The 22,068-nt window shown below is 64.0% G+C and carries 21 protein-coding genes; 5 read left to right on the top strand and 16 right to left on the bottom strand.

Going from position 1 to position 22,068, the window contains the following annotated elements; translation table 11 throughout:
- Window positions 1–51: 51 nt before the first annotated feature.
- Both AC1D1B_RS06225 and AC1D1B_RS06220 read right to left on the bottom strand, forming a co-directional pair.
- Window positions 52–690, bottom strand: a complete 639-nt coding sequence (locus tag AC1D1B_RS06225) for a glycoside hydrolase family 25 protein (protein WP_477330290.1) — start codon at window positions 688–690, stop codon at window positions 52–54.
- Between the two features lie 278 nt (window positions 691–968).
- Window positions 969–2,015: an alpha/beta fold hydrolase gene (locus AC1D1B_RS06220; RefSeq protein ID WP_477330288.1), complete on the bottom strand. Its 1,047-nt coding sequence runs from the start codon at window positions 2,013–2,015 to the stop codon at window positions 969–971.
- 236 nt (window positions 2,016–2,251) lie between these two features.
- Between AC1D1B_RS06220 and AC1D1B_RS06215 the strand changes: the two genes are divergently transcribed.
- The 3 genes from AC1D1B_RS06215 (at window position 2,252) to AC1D1B_RS06205 (ending at window position 4,879) form a co-directional block, all read left to right on the top strand.
- On the top strand, window positions 2,252–2,665 hold the full coding sequence (locus tag AC1D1B_RS06215; RefSeq protein ID WP_477330286.1) for an organic hydroperoxide resistance protein: 414 nt from the start codon (window positions 2,252–2,254) through the stop codon (window positions 2,663–2,665).
- 133 nt (window positions 2,666–2,798) lie between these two features.
- On the top strand, window positions 2,799–3,536 hold the full coding sequence (locus AC1D1B_RS06210; protein WP_477267245.1) for a response regulator: 738 nt from the start codon (window positions 2,799–2,801) through the stop codon (window positions 3,534–3,536).
- A 5-nt stretch (window positions 3,537–3,541) separates the two neighbouring features.
- The gene (locus tag AC1D1B_RS06205) at window positions 3,542–4,879 is read left to right on the top strand and encodes an ATP-binding protein (protein ID WP_477330284.1); all 1,338 of its coding nucleotides are present in this window, start codon (window positions 3,542–3,544) and stop codon (window positions 4,877–4,879) included.
- Between the two features lie 36 nt (window positions 4,880–4,915).
- Here AC1D1B_RS06205 and recQ read toward each other — a convergent pair whose 3' ends face one another.
- On the bottom strand, window positions 4,916–6,754 hold the full coding sequence (gene recQ / locus AC1D1B_RS06200) for a DNA helicase RecQ (RefSeq protein WP_477330282.1): 1,839 nt from the start codon (window positions 6,752–6,754) through the stop codon (window positions 4,916–4,918).
- A gap of 265 nt (window positions 6,755–7,019) precedes the next feature.
- Here recQ and AC1D1B_RS06195 point away from each other — a divergent pair, with 265 nt between their 5' ends.
- Complete coding sequence (locus AC1D1B_RS06195; protein WP_477330281.1) at window positions 7,020–7,646, top strand: LysE family translocator; 627 nt, start codon at window positions 7,020–7,022, stop codon at window positions 7,644–7,646.
- Window positions 7,647–7,877: 231 nt separating this feature from the next.
- Here the strand turns inward: AC1D1B_RS06195 and AC1D1B_RS06190 are convergent, their stop codons facing one another.
- The 8 genes from AC1D1B_RS06190 to uxaC form a co-directional block, all read right to left on the bottom strand.
- Window positions 7,878–8,216 (bottom strand): cupin domain-containing protein, encoded by a 339-nt coding sequence (locus tag AC1D1B_RS06190; protein ID WP_477330279.1) that lies wholly within the window; start codon window positions 8,214–8,216, stop codon window positions 7,878–7,880.
- A 10-nt stretch (window positions 8,217–8,226) separates the two neighbouring features.
- The gene (gene kduD / locus AC1D1B_RS06185) at window positions 8,227–8,994 is read right to left on the bottom strand and encodes a 2-dehydro-3-deoxy-D-gluconate 5-dehydrogenase KduD (protein ID WP_477330277.1); all 768 of its coding nucleotides are present in this window, start codon (window positions 8,992–8,994) and stop codon (window positions 8,227–8,229) included.
- Window positions 8,991–9,848 carry a 5-dehydro-4-deoxy-D-glucuronate isomerase gene (kduI, locus tag AC1D1B_RS06180; protein WP_477330275.1) on the bottom strand — a complete coding sequence of 286 codons (858 nt, stop codon included), beginning with the start codon at window positions 9,846–9,848 and terminating at the stop codon, window positions 8,991–8,993. The genes kduD and kduI overlap by 4 nt, the downstream gene beginning before the upstream one ends.
- Before the next feature lie 19 nt (window positions 9,849–9,867).
- The gene (locus AC1D1B_RS06175; RefSeq protein ID WP_477330273.1) at window positions 9,868–10,644 is read right to left on the bottom strand and encodes a FadR/GntR family transcriptional regulator; all 777 of its coding nucleotides are present in this window, start codon (window positions 10,642–10,644) and stop codon (window positions 9,868–9,870) included.
- 40 nt (window positions 10,645–10,684) lie between these two features.
- Window positions 10,685–11,965, bottom strand: a complete 1,281-nt coding sequence (locus AC1D1B_RS06170) for a TRAP transporter large permease (protein ID WP_477330271.1) — start codon at window positions 11,963–11,965, stop codon at window positions 10,685–10,687.
- On the bottom strand, window positions 11,966–12,529 hold the full coding sequence (locus AC1D1B_RS06165) for a TRAP transporter small permease (protein WP_477330269.1): 564 nt from the start codon (window positions 12,527–12,529) through the stop codon (window positions 11,966–11,968).
- A 65-nt stretch (window positions 12,530–12,594) separates the two neighbouring features.
- Window positions 12,595–13,572 (bottom strand): TRAP transporter substrate-binding protein, encoded by a 978-nt coding sequence (locus AC1D1B_RS06160; protein ID WP_477330267.1) that lies wholly within the window; start codon window positions 13,570–13,572, stop codon window positions 12,595–12,597.
- Between the two features lie 39 nt (window positions 13,573–13,611).
- Window positions 13,612–15,021, bottom strand: a complete 1,410-nt coding sequence (gene uxaC / locus AC1D1B_RS06155) for a glucuronate isomerase (protein WP_477330265.1) — start codon at window positions 15,019–15,021, stop codon at window positions 13,612–13,614.
- 184 nt (window positions 15,022–15,205) lie between these two features.
- Between uxaC and AC1D1B_RS06150 the strand changes: the two genes are divergently transcribed.
- Window positions 15,206–16,714: a mannitol dehydrogenase family protein gene (locus AC1D1B_RS06150; RefSeq protein WP_477330263.1), complete on the top strand. Its 1,509-nt coding sequence runs from the start codon at window positions 15,206–15,208 to the stop codon at window positions 16,712–16,714.
- Between the two features lie 109 nt (window positions 16,715–16,823).
- Here the strand turns inward: AC1D1B_RS06150 and AC1D1B_RS06145 are convergent, their stop codons facing one another.
- The 5 genes from AC1D1B_RS06145 to AC1D1B_RS06125 all read right to left on the bottom strand — a co-directional run bounded on the left by AC1D1B_RS06145 (window position 16,824) and on the right by AC1D1B_RS06125 (window position 22,002).
- The gene (locus AC1D1B_RS06145) at window positions 16,824–17,231 is read right to left on the bottom strand and encodes a F0F1 ATP synthase subunit epsilon (protein ID WP_454572870.1); all 408 of its coding nucleotides are present in this window, start codon (window positions 17,229–17,231) and stop codon (window positions 16,824–16,826) included.
- 112 nt (window positions 17,232–17,343) lie between these two features.
- Window positions 17,344–18,924, bottom strand: coding sequence for a F0F1 ATP synthase subunit beta (gene atpD / locus AC1D1B_RS06140; protein ID WP_477330261.1), 1,581 nt, complete (start codon window positions 18,922–18,924; stop codon window positions 17,344–17,346).
- A gap of 70 nt (window positions 18,925–18,994) precedes the next feature.
- Entirely contained in the window at window positions 18,995–19,879 is an 885-nt protein-coding gene (locus AC1D1B_RS06135) for a F0F1 ATP synthase subunit gamma (protein ID WP_181061476.1), read from the bottom strand.
- Between the two features lie 33 nt (window positions 19,880–19,912).
- Window positions 19,913–21,442 carry a F0F1 ATP synthase subunit alpha gene (atpA, locus tag AC1D1B_RS06130; RefSeq protein ID WP_477330259.1) on the bottom strand — a complete coding sequence of 510 codons (1,530 nt, stop codon included), beginning with the start codon at window positions 21,440–21,442 and terminating at the stop codon, window positions 19,913–19,915.
- A complete protein-coding gene (locus tag AC1D1B_RS06125) occupies window positions 21,442–22,002 on the bottom strand; it encodes a F0F1 ATP synthase subunit delta (RefSeq protein WP_477330257.1) in 561 nt (186 codons plus the stop codon). Before AC1D1B_RS06125 ends, atpA begins: the two co-directional genes overlap by 1 nt.
- Window positions 22,003–22,068 lie beyond the last annotated feature (66 nt).

The raw sequence follows: 22,068 nt of genomic DNA, 5'->3' as shown, positions 1-22,068 counted from the left end.
ACGGCCCCCGACAGTTGACGTCCCCCAGTGATCCCGCCGGATCGCCGTCCCTTACAGGCTGTAACGCGAGCGAAACTCGGCGAACGACATCGCCAGGTGGTTCTCGTCCACCTTGCCGGTGATCCCGTCGACACTGCCCGAGTCGCTGAATTGCCAGATCGCATAGTTGGTGAAGCCCGACGGTATCGGCGGCGGGCTCGAGCTGTAACGGGCGAGCCAGAGCGGACAATTGCCGAAGCCGCTTGGGTTGCCCAGCGCCCGCCAGATGTTGGCGCGGGTGTAGATGAACGGCCAGCGGCCGCCATGGGCGGACCGCACCGCTGCGACCCAGTCCTTCGCCTTCTGGACATAGGCGGCCCGCGCCGCCGGCGTTGCGGGAATGAGTTCGATGTCGAGCGAGGGAATGAGATCGCCGCTGCCGAACGACACGGTGTTGAGGAAGGCATGCGCCTGGTCCGCACCTGAAGCGGTGTTGCGCAGGAAATGGTAGCCGCCCACCAGCAATCCCGCCGCCTTGGCATCGGTGACATTGCGGACCGCGAAAGCATCCTTGCCGGTCTTGTCGGATATTTTTACGAACGCGAATTTGGCCCCGGCGTTGCGCACCCGCACCCATTTGATGGCGCTGGCCCCGCCGCCCCCGGCCTCGTTCTGATAGTGTGAAACGTCGATCCCCTCGCGCGTCGGCATGCCCTGCTCCCATAGCCAGACGGGCGCCGAAAAATTCGGCGCGCCCTGTTGGTCATCATGCAAGCTGTAAGAAACGCCCCTAAGCTCAGCGAACACAGATGCGGACTGGAGAACTCTTGCCTTCGCTGAGTTCAGGCATATTAGCCCTATCTAAGGCCGCCTCTGTGAACCCCTTCACACAGAGCTGACTTGGAGGAAGCTGACGATCCGAACGGCTTCGGGCTTTGCGTCCTTTGTACAAACGGACGGCCAATGGCCGCCCGTTTCATTTTCCAGGATCAATATCCGTCGACGTCGATGACGGCCTGGGCGAAAGCCTGCGGCGCTTCCTGCGGCAGATTGTGGCCGATGCCGCCCTCGATCGTCCGATGCTCGTATTTGCCCGAGAACTTGTTGCGATAGGCAGTCGGGTTGAGATGCGGCGCGCCATTGGCGTCGCCCTCGAGCGTGATTGTCGGCAGGCCGATCACCGGGCCGGCGGCTAGCCGGTTTTCCAGATCGTCATATTGCGGATCGCCCGCCGCCAACCCGCCGCGCCAGCGATAATTGTGAATGACGATGGCGACGTGGTCCGGATTGTCGAAGGCAGTGGCGCTGCGATCGAAAGTGGCGTCGTCAAAATTCCATTTCGGCGACGCCGTCTGCCAGATCAGTTTCGCGAAATCATGCCGGTATTTGTCGTAGCCGGCCGCACCGCGCTCGGTGGCGAAATAGAACTGGTACCACCAGTCATGCTCGGCGCTCGGCGGCAGCGGCACCTTGCCGGTCTTGATGTTGCTGACGAGATAGCCGCTCACCGAGACCAGCGCCTTTGCGCGCTCCGGCCACAGCGCCGAGATGATGCAGGCGCAGCGCGCACCCCAGTCGAAACCGGCAAGGATAGCCTTCGGGATGTTGAGCGCATCCATCAGCGCGACGATGTCCTGGGCGACCACCGATTGCTGACCGTTCCGCATCGTCTCGGCGGACAGGAAGCGCGTCGTGCCATAGCCGCGAAGATAGGGCACGATCACCCGGTAGCCCGCCGACGCGAGCAGCGGCGCGACATCGACAAAGGCGTGGATATCGTAAGGCCAGCCATGCAGGAGAATGACCGGCGGGCCATCGGCCGGACCGGCCTCGGCATAGCCGATGTCGAGAAGGCCTGCCTTGACCTGCTTCAGCGCGGCGAAGGACGTGTTGGCGCCCGGCTTGACCGTAGGCAGGGTCGCCGCCTTTGCCGTGCCGGCCATCGCGCCAGTCGAGCCGACCAGGCCGGCGGCAGCGAGGGTCAAGGCGGCCGCACCAAAGAAGCGGCGACGGTCGTGGTTGATTTCGTCGGTCATGGGTTTCTCCTACTGATTTGACACCTGCTGGAAAAGATAGCCCCGGTGTATCTCCCATGTGTCCCCATCCGCCGAAATTGAAAGCGGATGTAGCAAGGCGGCACCCGGACACACTGAGATACATTTCCGGCCGATCAGCACACATTCGGGATACGTCGCGTGCCTCTTATGCGGATGTCGCTGGCCTCCGGGTCATTGCGGCTCAACGCTATCCTCCGCTCAAGGAAATTGTCCCCATGACGACGATCGAAAAAGTCCTCTACACCGGCAAGACCCACACCACGGGCGGCCGCGACGGCGCATCCCGCAGCTCGGACAGCCATCTCGACATCACGCTTTCACCGCCCGGTACCGGCGCCGGCACCAATCCGGAGCAGCTGTTCGCCGCCGGCTGGTCGGCCTGCTTCATCGGCGCCATGGGCCTGGCAGCACGCAAGATGAATGTCGCTCTGCCGTCCGATGTCGCCGTCGATGCCGAAGTCGACCTGGCTACGGGAGAGGGCGGCTATCTGCTGCAGGCCCGTCTCAATGTCAGCCTTCCCGGTGTGGATCGGGAAGCTGCCCGCGCCGTGGTCGACGCCGCGCATCAGACCTGCCCCTACTCCAAGGCGACGCGTGGTAACATCGGCGTCACGATCGAGCTGGTGTAGGCGGCTGGAAGAGCAACATAACCGCTGGCAGCGCATTTCGTTTCGCGATGCGTTGACCGGCGGCGCCAGATGCGCTTTCCCCGGGGAAAATGTACTGGTGGCGTCAGGCAAGGAAAGACAGGAAGCATCCACGATGGATCATGTCGATCACATCCTGATCGTCGACGACGATCACGAAATCCGCGAGCTGGTCTCCGGCTATCTCAAGAAGAACGGCCTGCGCGCCACGGCGGTGCCGGACGGCCGGCAGATGCGCGCCTTCCTTGATACGGATTCAGTCGATCTCATCATCCTCGATGTGATGATGCCCGGCGACGACGGCCTCGTTCTGTGCCGGCAACTGCGCGCCGGCAAGCACAAGGCAACGCCGATCCTGATGCTGACCGCCCGCAACGACGAAACCGATCGGATCATCGGTCTGGAGCTGGGCGCGGACGACTATCTGGTGAAACCCTTCGCCGCGCGCGAGCTTCTGGCCCGCATCAACGCCGTGCTGAGGCGCACCCGCATGCTGCCGCCGAATCTCCAGGTGACCGAGACCGGCCGCCTGCTGAAATTCGGGACGTGGCGACTCGACACGGTTGCGCGCCATCTTCTTGACGAGGATGGCACCGCGATTGCACTCAGCGGCGCCGAATACCGGCTGCTGTGCGTCTTCGTCGACCATCCGCAGCGTGTCCTGAACCGCGACCAGTTGCTGAACCTGACGCAAGGGCGAGAAGCCGAGATCTTCGACCGCTCCATCGACCTGCTTGTCAGCCGCCTGCGCCAGCGCCTGCGCGACGACGCCCGCGAGCCCGCCTACATCAAGACGGTACGCAGCGAAGGCTACGTGCTGTCCATGCCTGTCGAAATCAGCGAGCCGGGTTGAGCCTGATGGCAACATCCCGGCGCTTCCTGCCCTGGCCGCGCACCTTACGCTCGCGGCTGTTCCTGCTTCTGCTGGCCGGCCTGATCGTGGCGCAGGGTCTGTCCTTTGTGCTCTTGATCGCCGAGCGCTTCGCCTCGGCGCAGACGATCATGTCCGATACGCTGGACAGGGACGTGAGGTCGGCGATCGCCATCCTCGATCGCGTTCCCGCGGCGGAACGGGTGCAATGGCTGCCGCTGCTCGACCGGAACACCTATCGCTATGTGTTGGGGCCAGGGTTGCCGGGCGTGCCCGAACTGACCGGCCCCGGCCCCTTGATCGCCACGACCATAAGCGCAGCAGCCGGCCCGCGTTTCCCGGTGAGGGTCGAAGCCATTCCCGCCGACGGAGAGCGCCTTCAGGCGCATTTGACGCTGAGTGACGGGGCGCCGCTGACCATCGATGTCCACCCTTCGCTGATGCCGCTGGCACGCTGGCTGCCTTATGTGCTGGTGGCACAGCTGCTTTTGCTTGTGTTGTGCAGTTGGTTCGCCGTCCGGCTGGTGATCCGTCCGCTGGTCAATCTGGCCAACGCCGCCGACAAGCTCGATCCGGGCAAGCCAACGCCGCGTTTGAGCGAATCGGGACCTCTGGAAGTCGCGCATGCCGCAACCGCCTTCAATTCGATGCGCGAGCGCATTGCCGAGCATCTCGAAGAGCGCATGCAGATCCTTGCCGCCATCTCCCACGATCTGCAGACGCCGATCACCCGCATGAAGCTGCGCGCCGAACTGTCGGACGAGACGCCCGGTAAGGAAAAGCTGATGCACGATCTGGCCGAGATCGAGAACCTCGTGCATGAGGGCGTGGCCTATGCCCGCAGCGCCCGCGGCAGCCTCGAAAAGCCATCGCGAATCGACCTCGGCTCCTTCGTCGAAAGCCTGGTCTATGACTACCAGGACACCGGCAAGGCCGTCTCATCAGGTGCGGAAATCGATGCCGCCGTGGTGACGCGCCCCCAGGCGTTGCGGCGCATCCTCACCAACCTCGTCGACAATGCGCTGAAGTTTGCCGGCGAGGCGGAAGTCTCGGCGGAAAAAGGGACTGGCGACCACGTCGTCATAAAGGTGCTGGATCGCGGCCCCGGCATTCCGCACGACCAGCTCGAGGCCGTCCTGCAGCCGTTTTTCCGCCTTGAGCAATCGCGAAACCGCGGCAGTGGCGGCGCCGGCCTTGGCCTGGCAATCGCCTACCAATTGTCGCTTGCGATCGAGGGCAGGCTCGAGCTGAAAAACCGGCCCGGCGGCGGATTGATCGCCGAGATACACTTGCCCGATCGGATGCAAGCGAGCCGCACCCCGTAGTCTAAAAACCGGCTGGGGTGACCAGTCTCTCGGTCCTCACACTGATCCATCGGCTTGATGCGCGGCGATCGCGCTCAGGAACACCTTGCCGAACTCCTTGAGCTTGGCGGCGCCGACACCGTTGACCTCGGCGAAATCGTCGAGGTCTTGCGGGCGGCGCTCGGCCATGTCGATCAGCGTGCGGTCGGAAAACACCACATAGGCCGGCACCTGGCGCTCCTTGGCCAGACGCAGTCGCAGCGTCTTGAGCGCGGCAAGCAGCGACGCATCGACATTTTCGCCCTGGGGACTCTGACCGGCACGAGCCGCGCGGCGCGCGGCGCGCGTGCGCGTCTCGACACGATACTGGAAGGCAACTTCGCCGCGCCCGAGTGCGTGGCCCTTGTCGGCGATGGCCAAGCCGCCATGGCCGGCCGGGTCCGGCATCAGGAAGCCGTTCGCGACCAGCTGACGGATCAGGGACTGCCAAAAGTCCTTCTTGTGCGCGGCGCCGCTGCCGAAACCGGCAAGCCTGTGATGGCCCCTGGCCGTCACCTTTTCGGTCTCATGGCCAATCAGGATGTCGATGACATGGCCCGCGCCAAAACGCTCGCCGCTCTGCGCCACCGCCGCCAAGATAATGCCGGCCTCTGCGGTGCCGTCGGCGCGCGGCGCCTGCTCCAGGCAATTGTCGCAATTGCCGCAAGGGGCTGCCTCTTCGCCAAAATAGCCAAGCAGCACCTGGCGGCGGCACTCGGCTGTCTCGCAATAGCCGATCAGCGTGTCGAGCCGGCCATGCGAACGGCGCTTGTGTTCGACAGCAGCGTCCTCGTCGTCGATGAACATGCGGCGCATGCGGATATCGCCAAGGCCGTAAAGCATATGCGCCTCCGCCGCCCGGCCGTCGCGGCCGGCGCGGCCGATTTCCTGGTAATAGGCCTCGAGGCTGCCCGGCAGGTCGGTGTGGAAGACATAGGCGACGTCGGGCTTGTCGATGCCCATGCCGAAGGCGATGGTCGCCACCATGACGACGCCCGACAGCGTCATGAAAGCGTTCTGGTTGGCGTCTCGCGCCTCCTTGCTCATCCCGGCGTGATAGGCGAGCGCGGTGACGCCGTTCTTCTCGAGGAAGGCCGCCATCTCTTCTGTCTTCTTGCGCGACAGGCAGTAGACGATGCCGCTGCGGCCCTGATGGCGCTCGATGAAATTGAGCAGCTGCCGCTTGCTGTCCTGTTTGGGCTCGATGGCAAGCTTGATGTTGGGCCTGTCGAAGCCAAGCACCTGCGTTTCCACGCGCCCGCCAAACAGCCGCGTCTCGATGTCTGCCCGCGTTGTCTCGTCCGCCGTCGCCGTCACCGCAATGATCGGCACGTCTGGAAAGATGCCACGCAACTGCGACAGATCTTCATATTCGCGCCGGAACGCCGGCCCCCATTGCGAGATACAATGCGCCTCGTCGACGGCGATCAGGCTGACATCGAGCCTGGCCAACGCGTCCAGCATGCGCTCGGTCATCAGCCGTTCCGGCGCCAGATAGAGAAGCCGCGTCTGGCCCGACGCGACACGGCGCCATGCAGCGATATTGGCGTCGCGGTCGATCGAGGAATTGATCGTGTCGGCGGCAACGCCGGCAAGGCGCAGTGCCGCGACTTGATCCTGCATCAGCGCCACCAGCGGCGACACGACGATGGTGAGCCCGCCCTTGACCAGCGCCGGGACCTGGTAGCACAGCGACTTGCCCGCACCCGTCGGCATGACGGCCAGCACATGACGGCCGCCAAGCAGCGCCTCCATCACCGAGGCTTGCCCCGGACGAAAATCGTCGAAACCGAACACGTCCTTGAGGACACGCCGTTTGGGATCCTCGGGCCGCATGCTCGCTGCTTGCGCCGACATCAGTCGGCCATCGCGTCGGAAGCGATTGCTCGCGGAGTGGAAGGGATATGGAAAATGGTCAAGCGACTCTCCGGGTGAGGCCCTGGAGTAGCGCAGCCGTGATGTCGCGACAACGCCTTGCGGCAACAGACGGGCTTGAGCAATTCTTATCAGTGAAGCTGGATCAACCAATCCACCGAATGCGGATTTCCTTCGGCTTGTCTCCCGATGCTATGATTCCGACCAGCCCGCTGCCGGGCGACTGCCAACGCAGAGGAACCTTCGCATGATCGACCCCGCCACGCTCATCACCTACATCGCAGTGGTGTTCGGTTTCGTCTTCATCCCGGGACCGGCGACGCTGCTCACGGTTGCGCGCGCAACGAGCTCGGGCACGAAAGTCGGTATCGCCACCGGCGCTGGCGTGGCAGCGGGCGACGTCGTCCACACGATCATGGCGATTGTCGGCATCTCGGCCGTCATCGCCGCCTCGGCCGTGCTGTTCAGCATCATCAAATATATCGGCGCGGCCTATCTCGTTTATCTCGGCATCCGCGCCATTCTCGAAAAAACGCCAACCGAACTGGTGGGCCGTTCACTGCCCATCATGGCCGGCAAAGCCTTTCGCCAAGCCATTTTCGCCGAAGTGCTGAACCCGAAGACCGCGCTGTTCTTCCTCGCCTTCCTGCCGCAATTCGTGCACCCGCAAAACGGTTTTGTATCGCTGCAGATGATGATCCTGGGCATCATCTTTGTCCTGCTCGGCCTGTTCAGCACCGTCGTCTTCGCCGTCAGCGCGGGTGGCCTGGGCTCATTCCTGCGTCGCAATCCGGCGGTGCTGAAATGGCAGGGTAAGGTGGTCGGCGGCATCTACTGCGCGCTTGGCGTGCGGCTTGCGCTACAGCAGCGGTAAACTTCCGCCGGCTTGCGGTAGCCAGCCACCGTTAAACCTATCTTCACCATGTTGCGGCACCGTCCAAACCCTGCGGCGATGTTTCGAGTACCGCTGCGCCATGAGCGCACAGGCAACAAACCCGCGCCTCCGAGGAGGCGCGGGTTTTCCGCTTCTGGAACAGGCAAAAGCAATTCCAGGAAAAGCGCGTAGCGCTTTCCCTGAGGAATTGCGTCAATACAAGATAGGCAATCAGGCTAGGAAGTCTGCCCGGTGCGGGGTAAAGCTGTCGACCAGGCGGCCGGCCTCCAGCGCCTTGACGCCGTGCACCAGATTGGACGGCACGATGAAGCTGCCGCCGGCCTCGATGGTTTCGGTCCGGCCGTCTATCGTCACCTCGAAGCGACCTTCGGCGACATAGCTTGCCTGGACATGCGGGTGCGAATGCAGGGCGCCGACGCCACCCTTGTCGAAGCCGAACTCGACCATCATCAGCTCATCGGTGTGGAGGAGAACGCGCCGCCTGTTGCCGTCCGGCGTCGGCGTCCATGCGCCCTCGCCGGCTTGAGCGAAAATCTTGGCTTCCGTCATGACCGTCTCCTCATCGCGCCAGCCAGCCGCCGTCGACCGGAACCACCGCGCCGTGCATATAGTCGGACGCCGGCGCCAGCAGGAACACGGCGGCGTCGCCAATATCCTCCGGCCCGCCCCAACGTCCCGCCGGGATGCGTGCCAGTATGGCCGCACTGCGGTCGGGGTCGGCGCGCAGCGCTTCGGTGTTGTTGGTCTCGATATAGCCGGGCGCAATGGCGTTGACGTTGATGCCCTTTGCCGCCCATTCGCAGGCGAGCAGCCGGGTGACGCCGAGCGCGCCATGCTTCGACGCGGTGTAGGAGGCGACACGAATGCCGCCCTGGAAACTCAGCACCGAGGCGATGTTGACGATCTTGCCGCGCCGTCCCGCATCGGCCAGCACGCGCCTGGCGAAGCTCTGGCTGAGGAAGAACAGCGTCTTGAGATTGACGTCGATGACGTCGTCCCAGTCGGCTTCTGTGAAATCGACCGCATCCGCACGCCGGATGATGCCGGCATTGTTGACCAGCCCGTCGAGCGGTCCGGTCTGTTCCCAGACATGGTCGAGCATCGCCTTGGCGGCGGCGTGATCGGCGAGATCGCACCGTACAGCCTCGAACTGGCCGCCGGCCTCCAAGACCTTCTGTTGCGTGTCATCCATCGCCGAGCGACCCACGCCGATGACAGTGCCGCCCGCGCGCGCGATCGAGATGGCGATGCCCTGGCCGATGCCGGTGTTGGCGCCGGTGACCAGGATGCGCCTGCCGGCCAGGCTGAAAGCGGACAGGCCGCTCACCGCAGTTCGCCCAGCGGCACCGGGTCGACATCGGTGTAGTCGACATTGTCGCCGGCCATCGCCCAGATGAAGGCGTAGTTGGAGGTGCCGGCGCCCGAATGGATCGACCAGCCCGGCGATAGCACCGCCTCTTCATTGGCCATGACAAGATGCCGGGTCTCGTCCGGCTCGCCCATGAAATGGAAGACGCGCGCCGTCTCCGGCAGGTCGAAATAGAGATAGGCCTCCATGCGGCGGTCATGCACATGGCAAGGGATGGTGTTCCACACCGAGCCCGGCGCCAGCTGCGTCATGCCGACCACCAGCTGGCAGGTCTTGACGCCATCGGCATGGATGAACTGGAAGATCGAGCGTTCGTTGCAGGTCTCCTTGCTGCCGAGGTCGAGACGCTTGGCGTCACCGATGTGGATAAGCCGGTTCGGATAGGTGTGATGCGCCGGCGCGCTGAGTAGATAGAATTTGGCCGGCGCGCTTGCGTCGGCAGACGCGAACGACACATCGGTGCTGCCCATGCCGAGATAGAGCATGTCGCGCGCCTGCAATGGGTGGGTCTCGCCATTTGCCGTCACCAAGCCGTTGCCGCCGATGTTGACGATGATCAGCTCGCGGCGATCGAGGAAATTCTTGGTCCCCGTCGGTTTGATCGCTTCCAGCGGCAGCGCTTCCGCCACCGGCGCGGCGCCGCCGACGATCATGCGGTCGTAATGGGTGTAGGTCAGGCTGACGCGTCCCGGCTGGAACAGGTCGTCAATATGGAAATTGTGCCGCAGTTCGTCGGTGCCCATGGACGCCGCGGCGACGGGATCGATGGCGAAACGCGAGGTAAAATCGGTATGCGGGTGACTTTGAGACATTACTGCTCCAGCTGAATGGTTATTCGGTTTCCGCCGCCTTGACCGAGTCGGCATAAAACACCTGCCGGGCGTGCAGGCGCTCGCGGTAGCGCTGCTGGCTGGCGGTGAGGTGAGCGCGCATCGCCTCGCGCGCGGCTTCCGCGTCACCTGACGTGATCGCATTCAGGATCACCAGATGCTCGCGCTGCAGCCCGCGCTGGTAGCTGTCGGACTGCACCAGTTCGGTCGACCAGGGCGAGGTGACGTCGCAGGGAATGGCGCGGCGCCCGAGCACATCGAGCATCTCGACATAGAACGGGTTGTTGGTAGCGCTGGCGATCGCCCGGTGGAAGGCGAGATCGGCCGGGCCGGTCGGCTCGCTGTTCAAAAGCAGCCGTTCGAACTCGAAGAAGGCTTCCTGGATCGCCGCCTCCTGGGCGGCATTGCGGCGGATGGCGGCGAGCCCGGCCGATTCGATTTCGACCGCCAGGCGCACTTCGAGCACGTTGAGCGCGATCGAATCCTTGCTGCCCATGTCGGCGGCGAGCGCCCCGAACATGGTCGAGATGTGTTCGGTGACGAAGACGCCGGCGCCTTGGCGCGCCTCGACCAGGCCGTCGGCGGCAAGCTTGGCCAGCGCCTCGCGGATGACGGTGCGGCTGACGCCGAAGGTCTCGGTCAACTGGCCCTCGGTCGGCAATTTGTGCCCGGGCAGGATGTCGCCTGCCTGCAACTGCTTGCGAATGGCCGCGACCACGGTCTCCGACAGTTTGGGTTTTCTCTCGACCCTGAGATCAACAGCGCTATCCGATGCCATGTCGCACCCCTGTTTGAAGACGCCCTATTTGAAGACGCCCCTATTTGAAGACACTGGGCAGCCAGAGCGAGATCGCCGGAATATACGTTACCAGGCCGAGAACCACGATGCCCGCGCCATAGAACGGCCAGATCGAGCGCATCGCTTCCCACACTGTGATCTTGCCGACCGCGCAGGCGACGAACTGCACCGTGCCGACCGGCGGCGTGTTGAGGCCAATGCCGAGATTGAGGATGGTGATGACGCCGAAATGCACGGGGTCGACGCCGTAATGCGTCACCAGCGGCAGGAAGATCGGCGTGCAGATGATGATCATCGGCCCCATGTCCATGAAGGTGCCGAGCAGCAGCATCAGGACGTTGAGCAAAAGCAACACCACCAGCGGGTCGGTGGAGATGGCGTTCATGCCCGCGATCAGGAGCACCGGCACTTTGAGATAGGCCATCAGCCAGCTGAACGAGGCCGCCGTGCCGATGATCAGCAGCACCATCGAGGTCGTGCGCACCGCGCCCCTGGTGGCGTGGACGAAATCGCTCCACGCCATCGACCGGTAAACGAAGACAGTGACCAGCAAGGCGTAGATGATGGCGATGCAGGAGCTTTCCGTCGCCGTGAAAATGCCCGAACGAACGCCGCCGAAGATGATGCCGATGAGCAGCAGTCCGGGAACGGCGATCACCGCCAGCTGGCCGACCCGAGAGAAGCCGGGGAAGGCCTCAACCGGATAGCCGCGGCTGCGGGCGACGAAATAGGCGGTGACCATCAGCGACGCTGCGAACAGCAGCCCCGGCAGGATGCCGGCGGTGAACAGGTCGGCGATCGAAATCTTGCCGCCGCCGGCGATCGAATAGATGATCATGTTCTGCGACGGCGGCAAAAGCAGCGCGATCAGCGCCGCCATTGAGGTGACGTTGACGGCGTAATCGGCGCCGTAGCCGCGCGCTTTCATCTGCGGGATCATCAGCCCGCCGACAGCAGCGGCTTCAGCCACCGCCGAACCGGAAATACCGCCGAACAGCGTCGCGGCGATGATGTTGACCTGACCGAGCCCACCCCGGACATGGCCGACCAGTGAGCCGGCAAAAGAAACGATGCGTTGCGCGATGCCGCCGCGCACCATCAGATCGCCGGCGAAGATGAAGAACGGGATCGCCATCAGCGAGAAGGCCGACATGCCCGACTTCAATTGCTGGAACACCACCAGCGGCGGCAGGCCGAGATAGAGGACGGTGGCGAAAGATGCGGCACCCAGGCAAAACGCGATCGGCGTGCCGGCAAACATCAGCAGCGTGAAGACGCCGAACAGGATCCAGAGTTCCATCTAGGCCTCCTGCACGGCCGGCATTTCCGGCACCTCTTCGAGATTGATATCCTTGTCGATGTCGACGCCCGACCAGCGCAGCACGATGCGTTCGGCCGAGAACAGGCAGATCAGAACGCCGCCGGCGACCAGCGGCAGATAGTCGAAACCGCCGGGCAGCTCGAGCGCCGGAATGACGGTGTGCCAGGTCAGCCCGACCAGCTTGCAGCCGTACCAGACCATGCCAAAGCCGAAGCCGAGCGCGATCAGGTCGGACAATGTGCGCAGTGCCCATTTGCTGCCTTTCGGCAGGATGTAGAGCAGCACATCGAAGCCCATATGATAGTTCTCGCGCACACCGACGGCGGCGCCGAGGAAGATGAACCAGTTCATCAGCATGATGGCAGTGACTTCGGTCCAGCTCGGCGACGAGTTGAGCACGAAGCGGGAAAACACCTGATAAGCGACGAATGCGGTCATGACGACCATCCCGATGCAGGCGAGATAAAGCGCGCTGTCGCAAATCTTCGAGAGCACCACGCTGAAGCGCGGCGGCGCTCCGCTCCTTGCCGTTCCCGCTGTCATCCCGTCCTCCCGGTCTTCTATCCTGAACTATTGGCGGGGCGGCGCTGCGCCGCCCCGCCAAGGAATTACTTGGTCGCCTGGATGCGCGCGGCGAGGTCCTTGAGTTCCGGCGTCGACAGATACTTGTCGTAGACCGGCTTCATCGCGTCGATCAGCGGCTGCTTGTCGATCTCGCTGACCTTGACGCCGGCCTTCTCGACGATGTCGCGCGACTTCTTCTCCTGTGCGTCCCACAGCTCGCGCATCTTGACGACGCTGTCCTTGGCCGCCTGCTTGACGATCGCCTGGTCTTCCGGCGACAGCTTGTCCCAGCTCGGCTTGGCCATCACCAGCACTTCCGGCACGATCTGATGCTGGTCGACGGTGTAGTGCTTGGCGACCTCATAGTGCTTGGCGGATTCGAAGCTCGGCCAGTTGTTTTCGGCGCCGTCGATGACGCCGGTTTCGAGCGCCGAATAGACTTCGCCATAGGCCATCGGCGTGGCGTTGGCGCCGAGCGCATTGACCATGTCGACAAACACGTCGGACTGGATGACGCGGAACTTCATGCCCTTGAGATCGGCGATCGAGGTGATGTCCTTCTTGGTGTTGTAGAAGGAGCGCGCGCCGGAATCGTAGAAGGCAAGGCCGACCAGATCATGCGTCTCGAAGGCCTTCAGGATCTCGTCGCCGATCGGCCCGTCCATGACGTGACGCATCTGGTCGACCGAGCGGAACATGTAGGGCAGCGACGGCACAGCGGTTTCCGGTACGATGCCGTTGAACGGGCCCATCGAGACGCGGTTCAGATCGATGACGCCGGTCTGCGTCTGTTCGATCGTGTCCTTCTCCTCACCGAGCTGCGCCGAATGATAGACCTCGACCGAATAGCGGCCGGCGGTGCGTTCCTTGATCAGCTCCCCCATATATTTCACCGCCTCGACGGTCGGATACCCGTCGGGATGGGTGTCGGCCGAGCGCAGCACGGTCTGGGCGTTTGCCGCGCCGATCATCAGCGAGCCGAAGGCGAATGTGGCCGCCGTCAGTTTTGAAAAATGCAACATGACTGTCTTCCTCCCTTTGTAAAAATCAAGGCGCCCGGCTCAGAGCCGGTACGCCTTCTTGGCAAGCGTGTAGGCAAGCTCCCGCGCGAGCTCGTGCGCCTCGTCCTCGCGTAGCCGGTGCTCGGCGACGAGGCGGGCGAGAAAGGCGCAGTCGACCCGCCGCGCCACATCGTGGCGGGCAGGGATCGATGGAAAGGCGCGGGTGTCGTCGTTGAAGCCGACCGTGTTGTAGAAGCCGGCGGTTTCGGTGGTCATCTCGCGGAAGCGGCGCATGCCTTCCGGGCTGTCGTGGAACCACCAGGCCGGCCCGAGCTTCAGCGCCGGATAGACGCCGGCGAGCGGCGCGAGTTCGCGCGCATAACTGGTCTCGTCGAGGGTGAACAGGATGACGGTGAGGTCGCGCTCCAGCCCGACACAGTCGAGCAAGGGTTTGAGCGCCGCCGCATAGTCGGTGCGGGTCGGGATATCGAAGCCCTTGTCGCGGCCGAACTTCTGGAAAATTCCAGGCGAATGATTGCGCCACGAGCCGGGATGGATCTGCATCACCAGCCCGTCGTCGCGGCTCATCTTGGCCATTTCGGTCAGCATCTGGGCGCGAAACAGTTTGCGCTCACGCTCGTCGTCGGAGCCGCGGCGGATGCGGTTGAACAGCTCTTCAGCCGCCGCATCCGAAAGATTGGCGGTCTCGGCCGTCGGATGGCCGTGGTCCGACGAGGTGGCGCCGAAGCTTTTGAAGAAAGCGCGGCGCTGACGGTGCGCGTCGAGATAGCCGGACCATGTGCCGGTGTCGCAGCCGCTGATCTCGCCGAGACGGTCGAGATTGCCCAAGAATCCCTCGAAGTCGGGATCGACCACGGCATCCGGCCTGTAGGCGGTGACGACGCGGCCCTGCCAGCCGCTGTCACGGATCATCTTGTGCCACTGGAGATCGTCGATCGCGCCCTCGGTCGTGGCGATGACTTCGATGTTGAAGCGCTCGAACAGCGCGCGCGGGCGATAGTCGTCACGCTGCAGCAGCTCGGCGATGGTGTCGTAATGACGGTCGGCGGTGGCGGCGGTCAGCGGCTCGGCGATGCCGAATAGATGCTCGAGCACATGGTCGAGCCACAGCAGCGTCGGCGTGCCACGGAAGAGATAGTAATGCTCGGCAAAGCGCCGCCAGATCGCTCTGGGATCGGTCTCGACCGGCGAGCCGTCGAGAGCCGACACGCCGAGATCCTCCAGCCGCACGCCCTGGCTGAACAGCATGCGGAAAATATAGTGGTCGGGCACGACCAGCAATTGCGCCGGGTCGGGGAACGGCTCGTTGAGCGCATACCAGCGCGGATCGGTGTGACCGTGCGGGCTGACGATGGGCAATTCCTTGACCCCCGCATAGAGATCGCGCGCGATCGAAAGCGCGCGCCCCTCGGCGGCAAAAAGCAGATCCGGATCGGTCAATCCTGCCACGTCTATCCTCCCAAGGGCGCTATCGGTAGGATTGGAAAGAAGTAATGTCAACATACAAAAATTGGATTGTTGTATGATGAATTTTAGCCGACACCGGGTCATTGTGCGATGGGAGAGCGGATGGTACGCCGCTAAGCTGCGGACCGAAGCCGAGCCCAACAAGCCAAGCCCGACAAAGCCAATCATGACCAGCAGACGCCTTTCCAACGACACGGTGCAATCCTTGCCGGCCTCGGTTGCGGTCCCGGCCTATGACCGCGCCGCGATCGCTCCAGGCATCGTCCATCTCGGCGTCGGCGCCTTCCACCGCGCCCATCAGGCAGCCTATGTCGATGACTGTCTGGCGGCCGGCGAGACCGGCTGGGGCATCATCGGCGTCTCCTTGCGCAGTCCCGATATGCGCGATGCGCTGACGCCGCAGGACGGGCTCTACACGCTGGCGGTGCGCGGCAGCGATGGTGAGAGCCTGCACGTCATCGGCTCGATCCAGTCGATGCTGGTGGCGCCGGAAGACCCCGGCGCGGTGCTGGCCGTGCTGACCGATCCGCGCACCCGCATCGTCACCCTGACCATCACCGAGAAAGCCTATTTGAGAGCAGCCGACGGCAGCCTCGACGCGGCCCATCCCGATATCGTCCACGATCTCGCCAATCCCGGTTCGCCGAAGACAGCACATGGCTTCCTGGCCGAGTCGCTGGCGCGACGCCGCGCCGCCGGCACGCCGCCCTTCACCGTGCTCTGCTGCGACAACCTGCCGGCCAATGGCGCCACGCTGCACCGGCTGATGGTCGCATTTGCGAAATTGCGCGATGCCCGCCCCGCCGCCTCTAGTGATGCCTCCCTCGCTGGCCATATCGCCGACGACGTGGCGTTCCCCTCGAGCATGGTCGACCGCATCGTGCCGGCAACCACCGATGCCGACCGGGCGCGCATCACTGGCGAACTCGGCGTCGAGGACGCCTGGCCGGTGATGACCGAGCCGTTCCGGCAATGGGTGATCGAAGACCGCTTCCCGGCCGGCCGCCCGGCCTGGGAAAAATTCGGCGTCACCATGGTCGAGGATGTCAGGCCGTTCGAGGACATGAAGCTTCGGCTGCTCAATGGCGCCCATTCGGGCATCGCCTATCTCGGCCTGCTCTCCGGCCACGTCACCGTGGACCGCGCCTTCGCCGACCCGGCGATCCGCGAATTCGTCGACCGGCTCTGGGCCGAGGCCATTCCGACCTTGCCTGGGGATGCCGGGCTCGACACATCAGCCTATACGGCAGAACTTACGGAGCGTTTCTCCAACACCGCGCTCGCCCACCGCACGGCGCAGATCGCCAATGATGGCAGCCAGAAACTGCCGCAGCGCATTGTCGCTTCCGCCATCGAGCGCATCCAGGCCGGGCTGGTCCCGGAGCATCTGACGCTGGTCATCGCCGCCTGGATCGCGGCCTGCGAGGCGCGCGGCAAAAGCTTGCCGGAAGCCCACTTCACCGATCCCCTCGACGCCGCACTGGCTGCGCTCGGCGAACGGCGGACGCAGGAACGCGTAGCGGCGGTGTTCGACCTCGCCGGCTTCGCCAGCGGCAAGTCCGAGCGTCAAACGCTGATCGAACTGGTCGCCGCCCATCGCGTCCATATCGGGCAAGGCGGGGTCGCGCTTGCGCTCGCCGCGCTCGGCATACCGGGACCGACGAGACAGGCCTAACGGCCGGCAAGCGCCACTCCGTCTGACTGATGAAGTTCTTCCACCATATCTGTGGGCACAAAAAAGGCCGGGTTGAACCCGGCCTGTTTCGTCTTTGTTTCGCTCAGACTTAAGCTGCCAGCAGCGCGCTTTCGAGCGTGGTGAGCTGGGCGAGGAACTGCTCGGCCTTGCTGCGGGACTGGTCGTCCTTGGCATCGGCGGCGTCTTCCTTGGCGTCCTGGATGCGGCGGGCGAGGTCGGCGCGGTCGATGTCACCGACGGCAACCGCCGATTCGGCCAGCAGCGTGCAGCCGGCTGGAACGATGTCGGCAAAGCCGCCGAACACCACGTAGCGCTCTTCCTTGCCGCCGGCGGTCTTCACCGTAACGACGCCCGGCTTGATCGTGGTCATGACCGGCGCGTGATGCGCCATCACGGTCATCTCACCTTCGGCGCCCGGAATGACGACGGCTTCGACCTGCTCGGAAACCAGCAGACGCTCCGGCGAGACCAGTTCGAATTGGAAAGCTTCAGCCATGTCAATTTAGTGAGTAGGGAATAGTGAGTAGGAAGTAGGGAGAGAGGAACAAATGTCCCGATCACCCGGCTGCTATTCACTACTGACTACTGACTACTCCCTATTGCCTTGATTATGCCGCTTCAGCCGCCAGGCGCTGTGCCTTCTCGACCGCCTCGTCGATGCCGCCGACCATGTAGAAGGCTGCTTCCGGCAGGTGATCGTAGTCGCCGTTGCAGAGGCCCTTGAAGCCTTTGATGGTGTCGGCGAGGTCGACCAGCTTGCCCGGCGAACCCGTGAACACTTCGGCGACGAAGAACGGCTGCGACAGGAAGCGCTCGATCTTGCGGGCGCGTGCCACCGTCTGCTTATCTTCTTCCGACAGCTCGTCCATGCCCAGGATGGCGATGATGTCCTGCAGCGACTTGTAGCGCTGGAGGATCGACTGCACCTGGCGGGCGACGCCATAGTGTTCTTCGCCGACGACCAGCGGGTCGAGCATGCGCGAGGTCGAATCCAGCGGATCGACGGCCGGGTAGATGCCCTTTTCCGAGATCGCGCGGTTGAGCACGGTCGTCGCGTCCAGGTGGGCGAACGAGGTCGCCGGCGCCGGGTCGGTCAAATCGTCGGCGGGAACGTAGATCGCCTGCACCGAAGTGATCGAGCCCTTGGTGGTCGTCGTGATGCGCTCCTGCAGCGCGCCCATGTCGGTGGCGAGCGTCGGCTGGTAGCCCACGGCCGACGGGATACGGCCGAGCAGCGCCGACACTTCCGAGCCCGCCTGCGTGAAGCGGAAGATGTTGTCGACGAAGAACAGCACGTCCTGGCCCTGGTCGCGGAAATATTCGGCGACCGTCAGGCCGGTCAGGCCGACGCGGGCACGTGCGCCCGGCGGTTCGTTCATCTGGCCATAGACCAGTGCCGCCTTGGAGCCTTCGCCGCCGCCCTTCTTGTTGACGCCGGACTCGATGAACTCGTGATAGAGATCGTTGCCTTCGCGGGTGCGCTCGCCGACGCCGGCGAACACCGAGAAGCCGCCGTGAGCCTTGGCGACGTTGTTGATCAGCTCCTGGATCAGCACGGTCTTGCCGACGCCGGCGCCGCCGAACAGGCCGATCTTGCCGCCGCGGGCATAGGGCGCCAGAAGGTCGAGAACCTTGATGCCGGTGATCAGGATCTGCGCTTCCGTCGACTGCTCGACATAGGACGGAGCCGGCTGGTGGATGGCGCGCATTTCGATGCCGTCGACCGGGCCTTCCTCGTCGACCGGCTCGCCGATGACGTTGATAATGCGGCCGAGCATGCCCGGGCCGACCGGCACGGTGATCGGCGCGCCGGTGTCATAGACGTCCTGGCCGCGAACCAGGCCTTCGGTCGAGTCCATGGCGATGCAGCGCACGGTGTTTTCACCGAGGTGCTGGGCAACTTCGAGCACCAGGCGATTGCCGACATTGGTCGTCTCGATCGCGTTCAGAATGGCCGGCAGGTGATCACCGAACTGGACGTCGACGACGGCGCCGATGACCTGGCGGACCTTGCCGACAACGCCGGTCTTCTTGACGACGGCGGCCGTCGTCTTGGCCGCCGAGGCCTTGGCCGGGGCCGCTGCCTTGGCGGGCGCAGCCGCCTTGGCCGGAGCGGCCTTCGCCGCTGCTGCTGGAGCCTTTGCCGCCGCCTTGGGGGCTGCCGCCTTCGGGGTCGCTGCTTTCGCCATCGTCTTTACCCTTTTCGTCCTTTGTTTCTCACGCTCCACCAGAAGGTCGATAACCCTCTGGCGGCCGCGCCTAGAGCGCCTCGGCGCCCGAAATGATTTCGATCAGTTCCTTGGTGATCTGCGCCTGCCGCTGGCGGTTGTAGGTGATCGACAGTTTGTTGATCATGTCGCCGGCATTGCGCGTCGCATTGTCCATCGCGCTCATCTTGGCGCCCATCTCCCCGGCTGCGTTTTCGAGCAGCGCGCGGAAGACCTGGACCGAGATGTTGCGTGGAATAAGGTCGGTCAGGATTTCGCCCGGCTCCGGCTCGTATTCGTAGACGGCGTTGCCGCCGGCGGTCGCCTCGGCCGGGGCGGAAGCGATGCCGGCCGGAATGATCTGCTGTGCCGTCGGGATCTGGCTGATCACTGACTTGAACTGCGAATAAAACAGCGTGCAGATGTCGAAACCGCCCTCGTTGAAGAGGTGAATGACCTTGCGGGCAATGGCGTCGGCATTGACGAAGCCGAGCGTCTTGACCTCGCGCAGATCGACGCGTTCGAGGATCATCGAGGCATAGTCGCGGCGCAGGATGTCGAAACCCTTCTTGCCGACGCAGATGATCTTGACCTGCTTGCCGTCGGCCAAAAGCCGGCGGATATGGTCGCGGGCGAGGCGCGCGATCTGCGAATTGAAGCCGCCGCACAGGCCGCGCTCGGCGGTGCAGACGACGAGCAGATGCACGTCGTCCTTGCCGGTGCCGGTCATCAGCGCCGGGGCATCGCCACCGCCGCCGATCGCCTGGGTGATGTTGGCGAGCACGGACCCCATGCGCTCCGAATAGGGGCGCGCGGCTTCCGCGGCTTCCTGCGCGCGGCGCAGCTTCGCCGCGGCGACCATCTGCATCGCCTTGGTGATCTTCTGCGTCGCCTTGACCGAGGCGATACGGTTACGAAGGTCTTTTAACGAAGGCATGCTTCAAACCTGATCCCGTGCGTCCGGCTTTTCTCAAGCAAAGGTCTTGGCGAAGGCGTCGATCTCGGCCTTCAGCTTGGCGCGCAGATCGTCCGACAGCGCCTTCTCCTTGCGGATGCCGTCCAGCACGTCCTTGCCGGCCGAGCGCATGTGGTTGAGCAGACCATGCTCGAACTTGCCGACCTGATTGATCGCCAGCTTGTCGAGGTAGCCGTTGACGCCGGCGAAGATCACCGAAACCTGCTCTTCGACCTTGAGCGGCGAGAACTGCGGCTGCTTGAGAAGTTCGGTCAGCCGCGAGCCGCGATTGAGCAGGCGCTGCGTGGCGGCGTCGAGGTCGGAGCCGAACTGCGCGAATGCCGCCATTTCGCGGTACTGCGCGAGCTCGCCCTTGATCGAGCCTGCAACCTGCTTCATCGCCTTGATCTGCGCCGACGAACCGACGCGCGACACCGACAGGCCGACGTTGACCGCCGGACGGATGCCCTGGAAGAACAGGTTGGTTTCCAGGAAGATCTGGCCGTCGGTGATCGAGATCACGTTGGTCGGGATGTAGGCCGACACGTCGTTGGCCTGCGTCTCGATGATCGGCAGCGCGGTTAGCGAACCGCCGCCCAGATCGTCATTGAGCTTGGCGGCGCGTTCGAGCAGGCGCGAATGCAGATAGAACACGTCGCCCGGATAGGCTTCGCGGCCCGGCGGGCGGCGCAGCAAGAGCGACATCTGGCGATAGGCGACGGCCTGCTTCGACAGATCGTCATAGCTGATCAGCGCGTGCATGCCGTTGTCGCGGAAATATTCGCCCATGGTGGCGCCGGTGAACGGCGCCAGGAACTGCATCGGCGCCGGATCGGAAGCGGTGGCGGCGACGATGATCGAATATTCAAGCGCGCCGCGCTCTTCGAGAACTTTCACGAACTGCGCGACGGTCGAACGCTTCTGGCCGATGGCGACGTAGACGCAGTAGAGCTTTTCCTTTTCCGGTCCGTTGTCGTGCACGGCCTTCTGGTTCAGCATCGTGTCGAGAATGATGGCGGTCTTGCCGGTCTGACGGTCACCGATGACCAGCTCGCGCTGGCCGCGGCCGACCGGGATCAACGCATCGATGGCCTTGAGGCCGGTCGACATCGGCTCGTTCACCGACTTGCGCGGGATGATGCCGGGCGCCTTGACGTCGACGCGCTTGCGTTCGGTCGCCTTGATCGGGCCCTTGCCGTCGATCGGGTTGCCGAGCGCGTCGACGACGCGGCCGAGCAGGCCTATGCCGACAGGCGCATCGACGATGGCGCCGGTCCTCTTGACGGTGTCGCCTTCCTTGATGTCGCGGTCGGCGCCGAAGATGACGACGCCGACATTGTCGGCTTCGAGGTTGAGCGCCATGCCGCGGATGCCGCCGGGGAATTCGACCATCTCGCCGGCCTGGACATTGTCGAGGCCATAGACGCGGGCGATACCGTCACCGACGGACAGCACCTGTCCAACTTCGGAGACCTCGGCCTCCTTGCCGAAATTCTTGATCTGGTCTTTCAGAATTGCGGAAATTTCCGCGGCGCGGATGTCCATCAGCCGACCTCTTTCAGTGCAAGCTTGAGCGAATTGAGTTTGGTTTTGAGCGACGTATCGATCTGGCGCGAGCCCATCTTGACCACCAGCCCGCCGAGCAGCGACGGATCGACGGTGACGGAGATGGCCACATCCTTGCCGGCGACACTTTTCAGCGCGGCCTTGAGTTCGGTCTGTTGGGCCGCCGTCAGTTCATGCGCCGAGGTGACCTCGGCGGCGGTCTCGCCACGATGTTCGGCGGCGATCTGGCGGAACGCCTTGATCATGCCGGGCACGGCAAAGAGGCGACGGTTGCGAGCGACGACGCGCAGGAAATTGCCGGTCAGGCCGGTGATGCCGGCCTTGTCGGCGATCGCCGCGATGGCCTTGGCCTGGTCCTCGCTGGAGAACACCGGGCTGTTGATGAGGCGGGTCAGGTCGGCGCTGCCATCCAGCATCGCTGCGAAACTGTTGAGGTCGGCCTCGACCTTGACCACCGAATTGGACTGCAGCGCGAGTTCGAACAGCGAACCCGCGTAGCGTTCTGCGACACCTGAGATTGGCGATGACGATTGAGCCACGGACCGTCTTTTCTCTTGTCTGACAGGCCGCAGATTGTTGGCGCGAGCAAAAACTCTGGCTAAATC

The organism is Mesorhizobium sp. P2_C5_2 (assembly GCF_056404535.1).
This window is presented reverse-complemented; position numbering and strand designations above follow the sequence as displayed.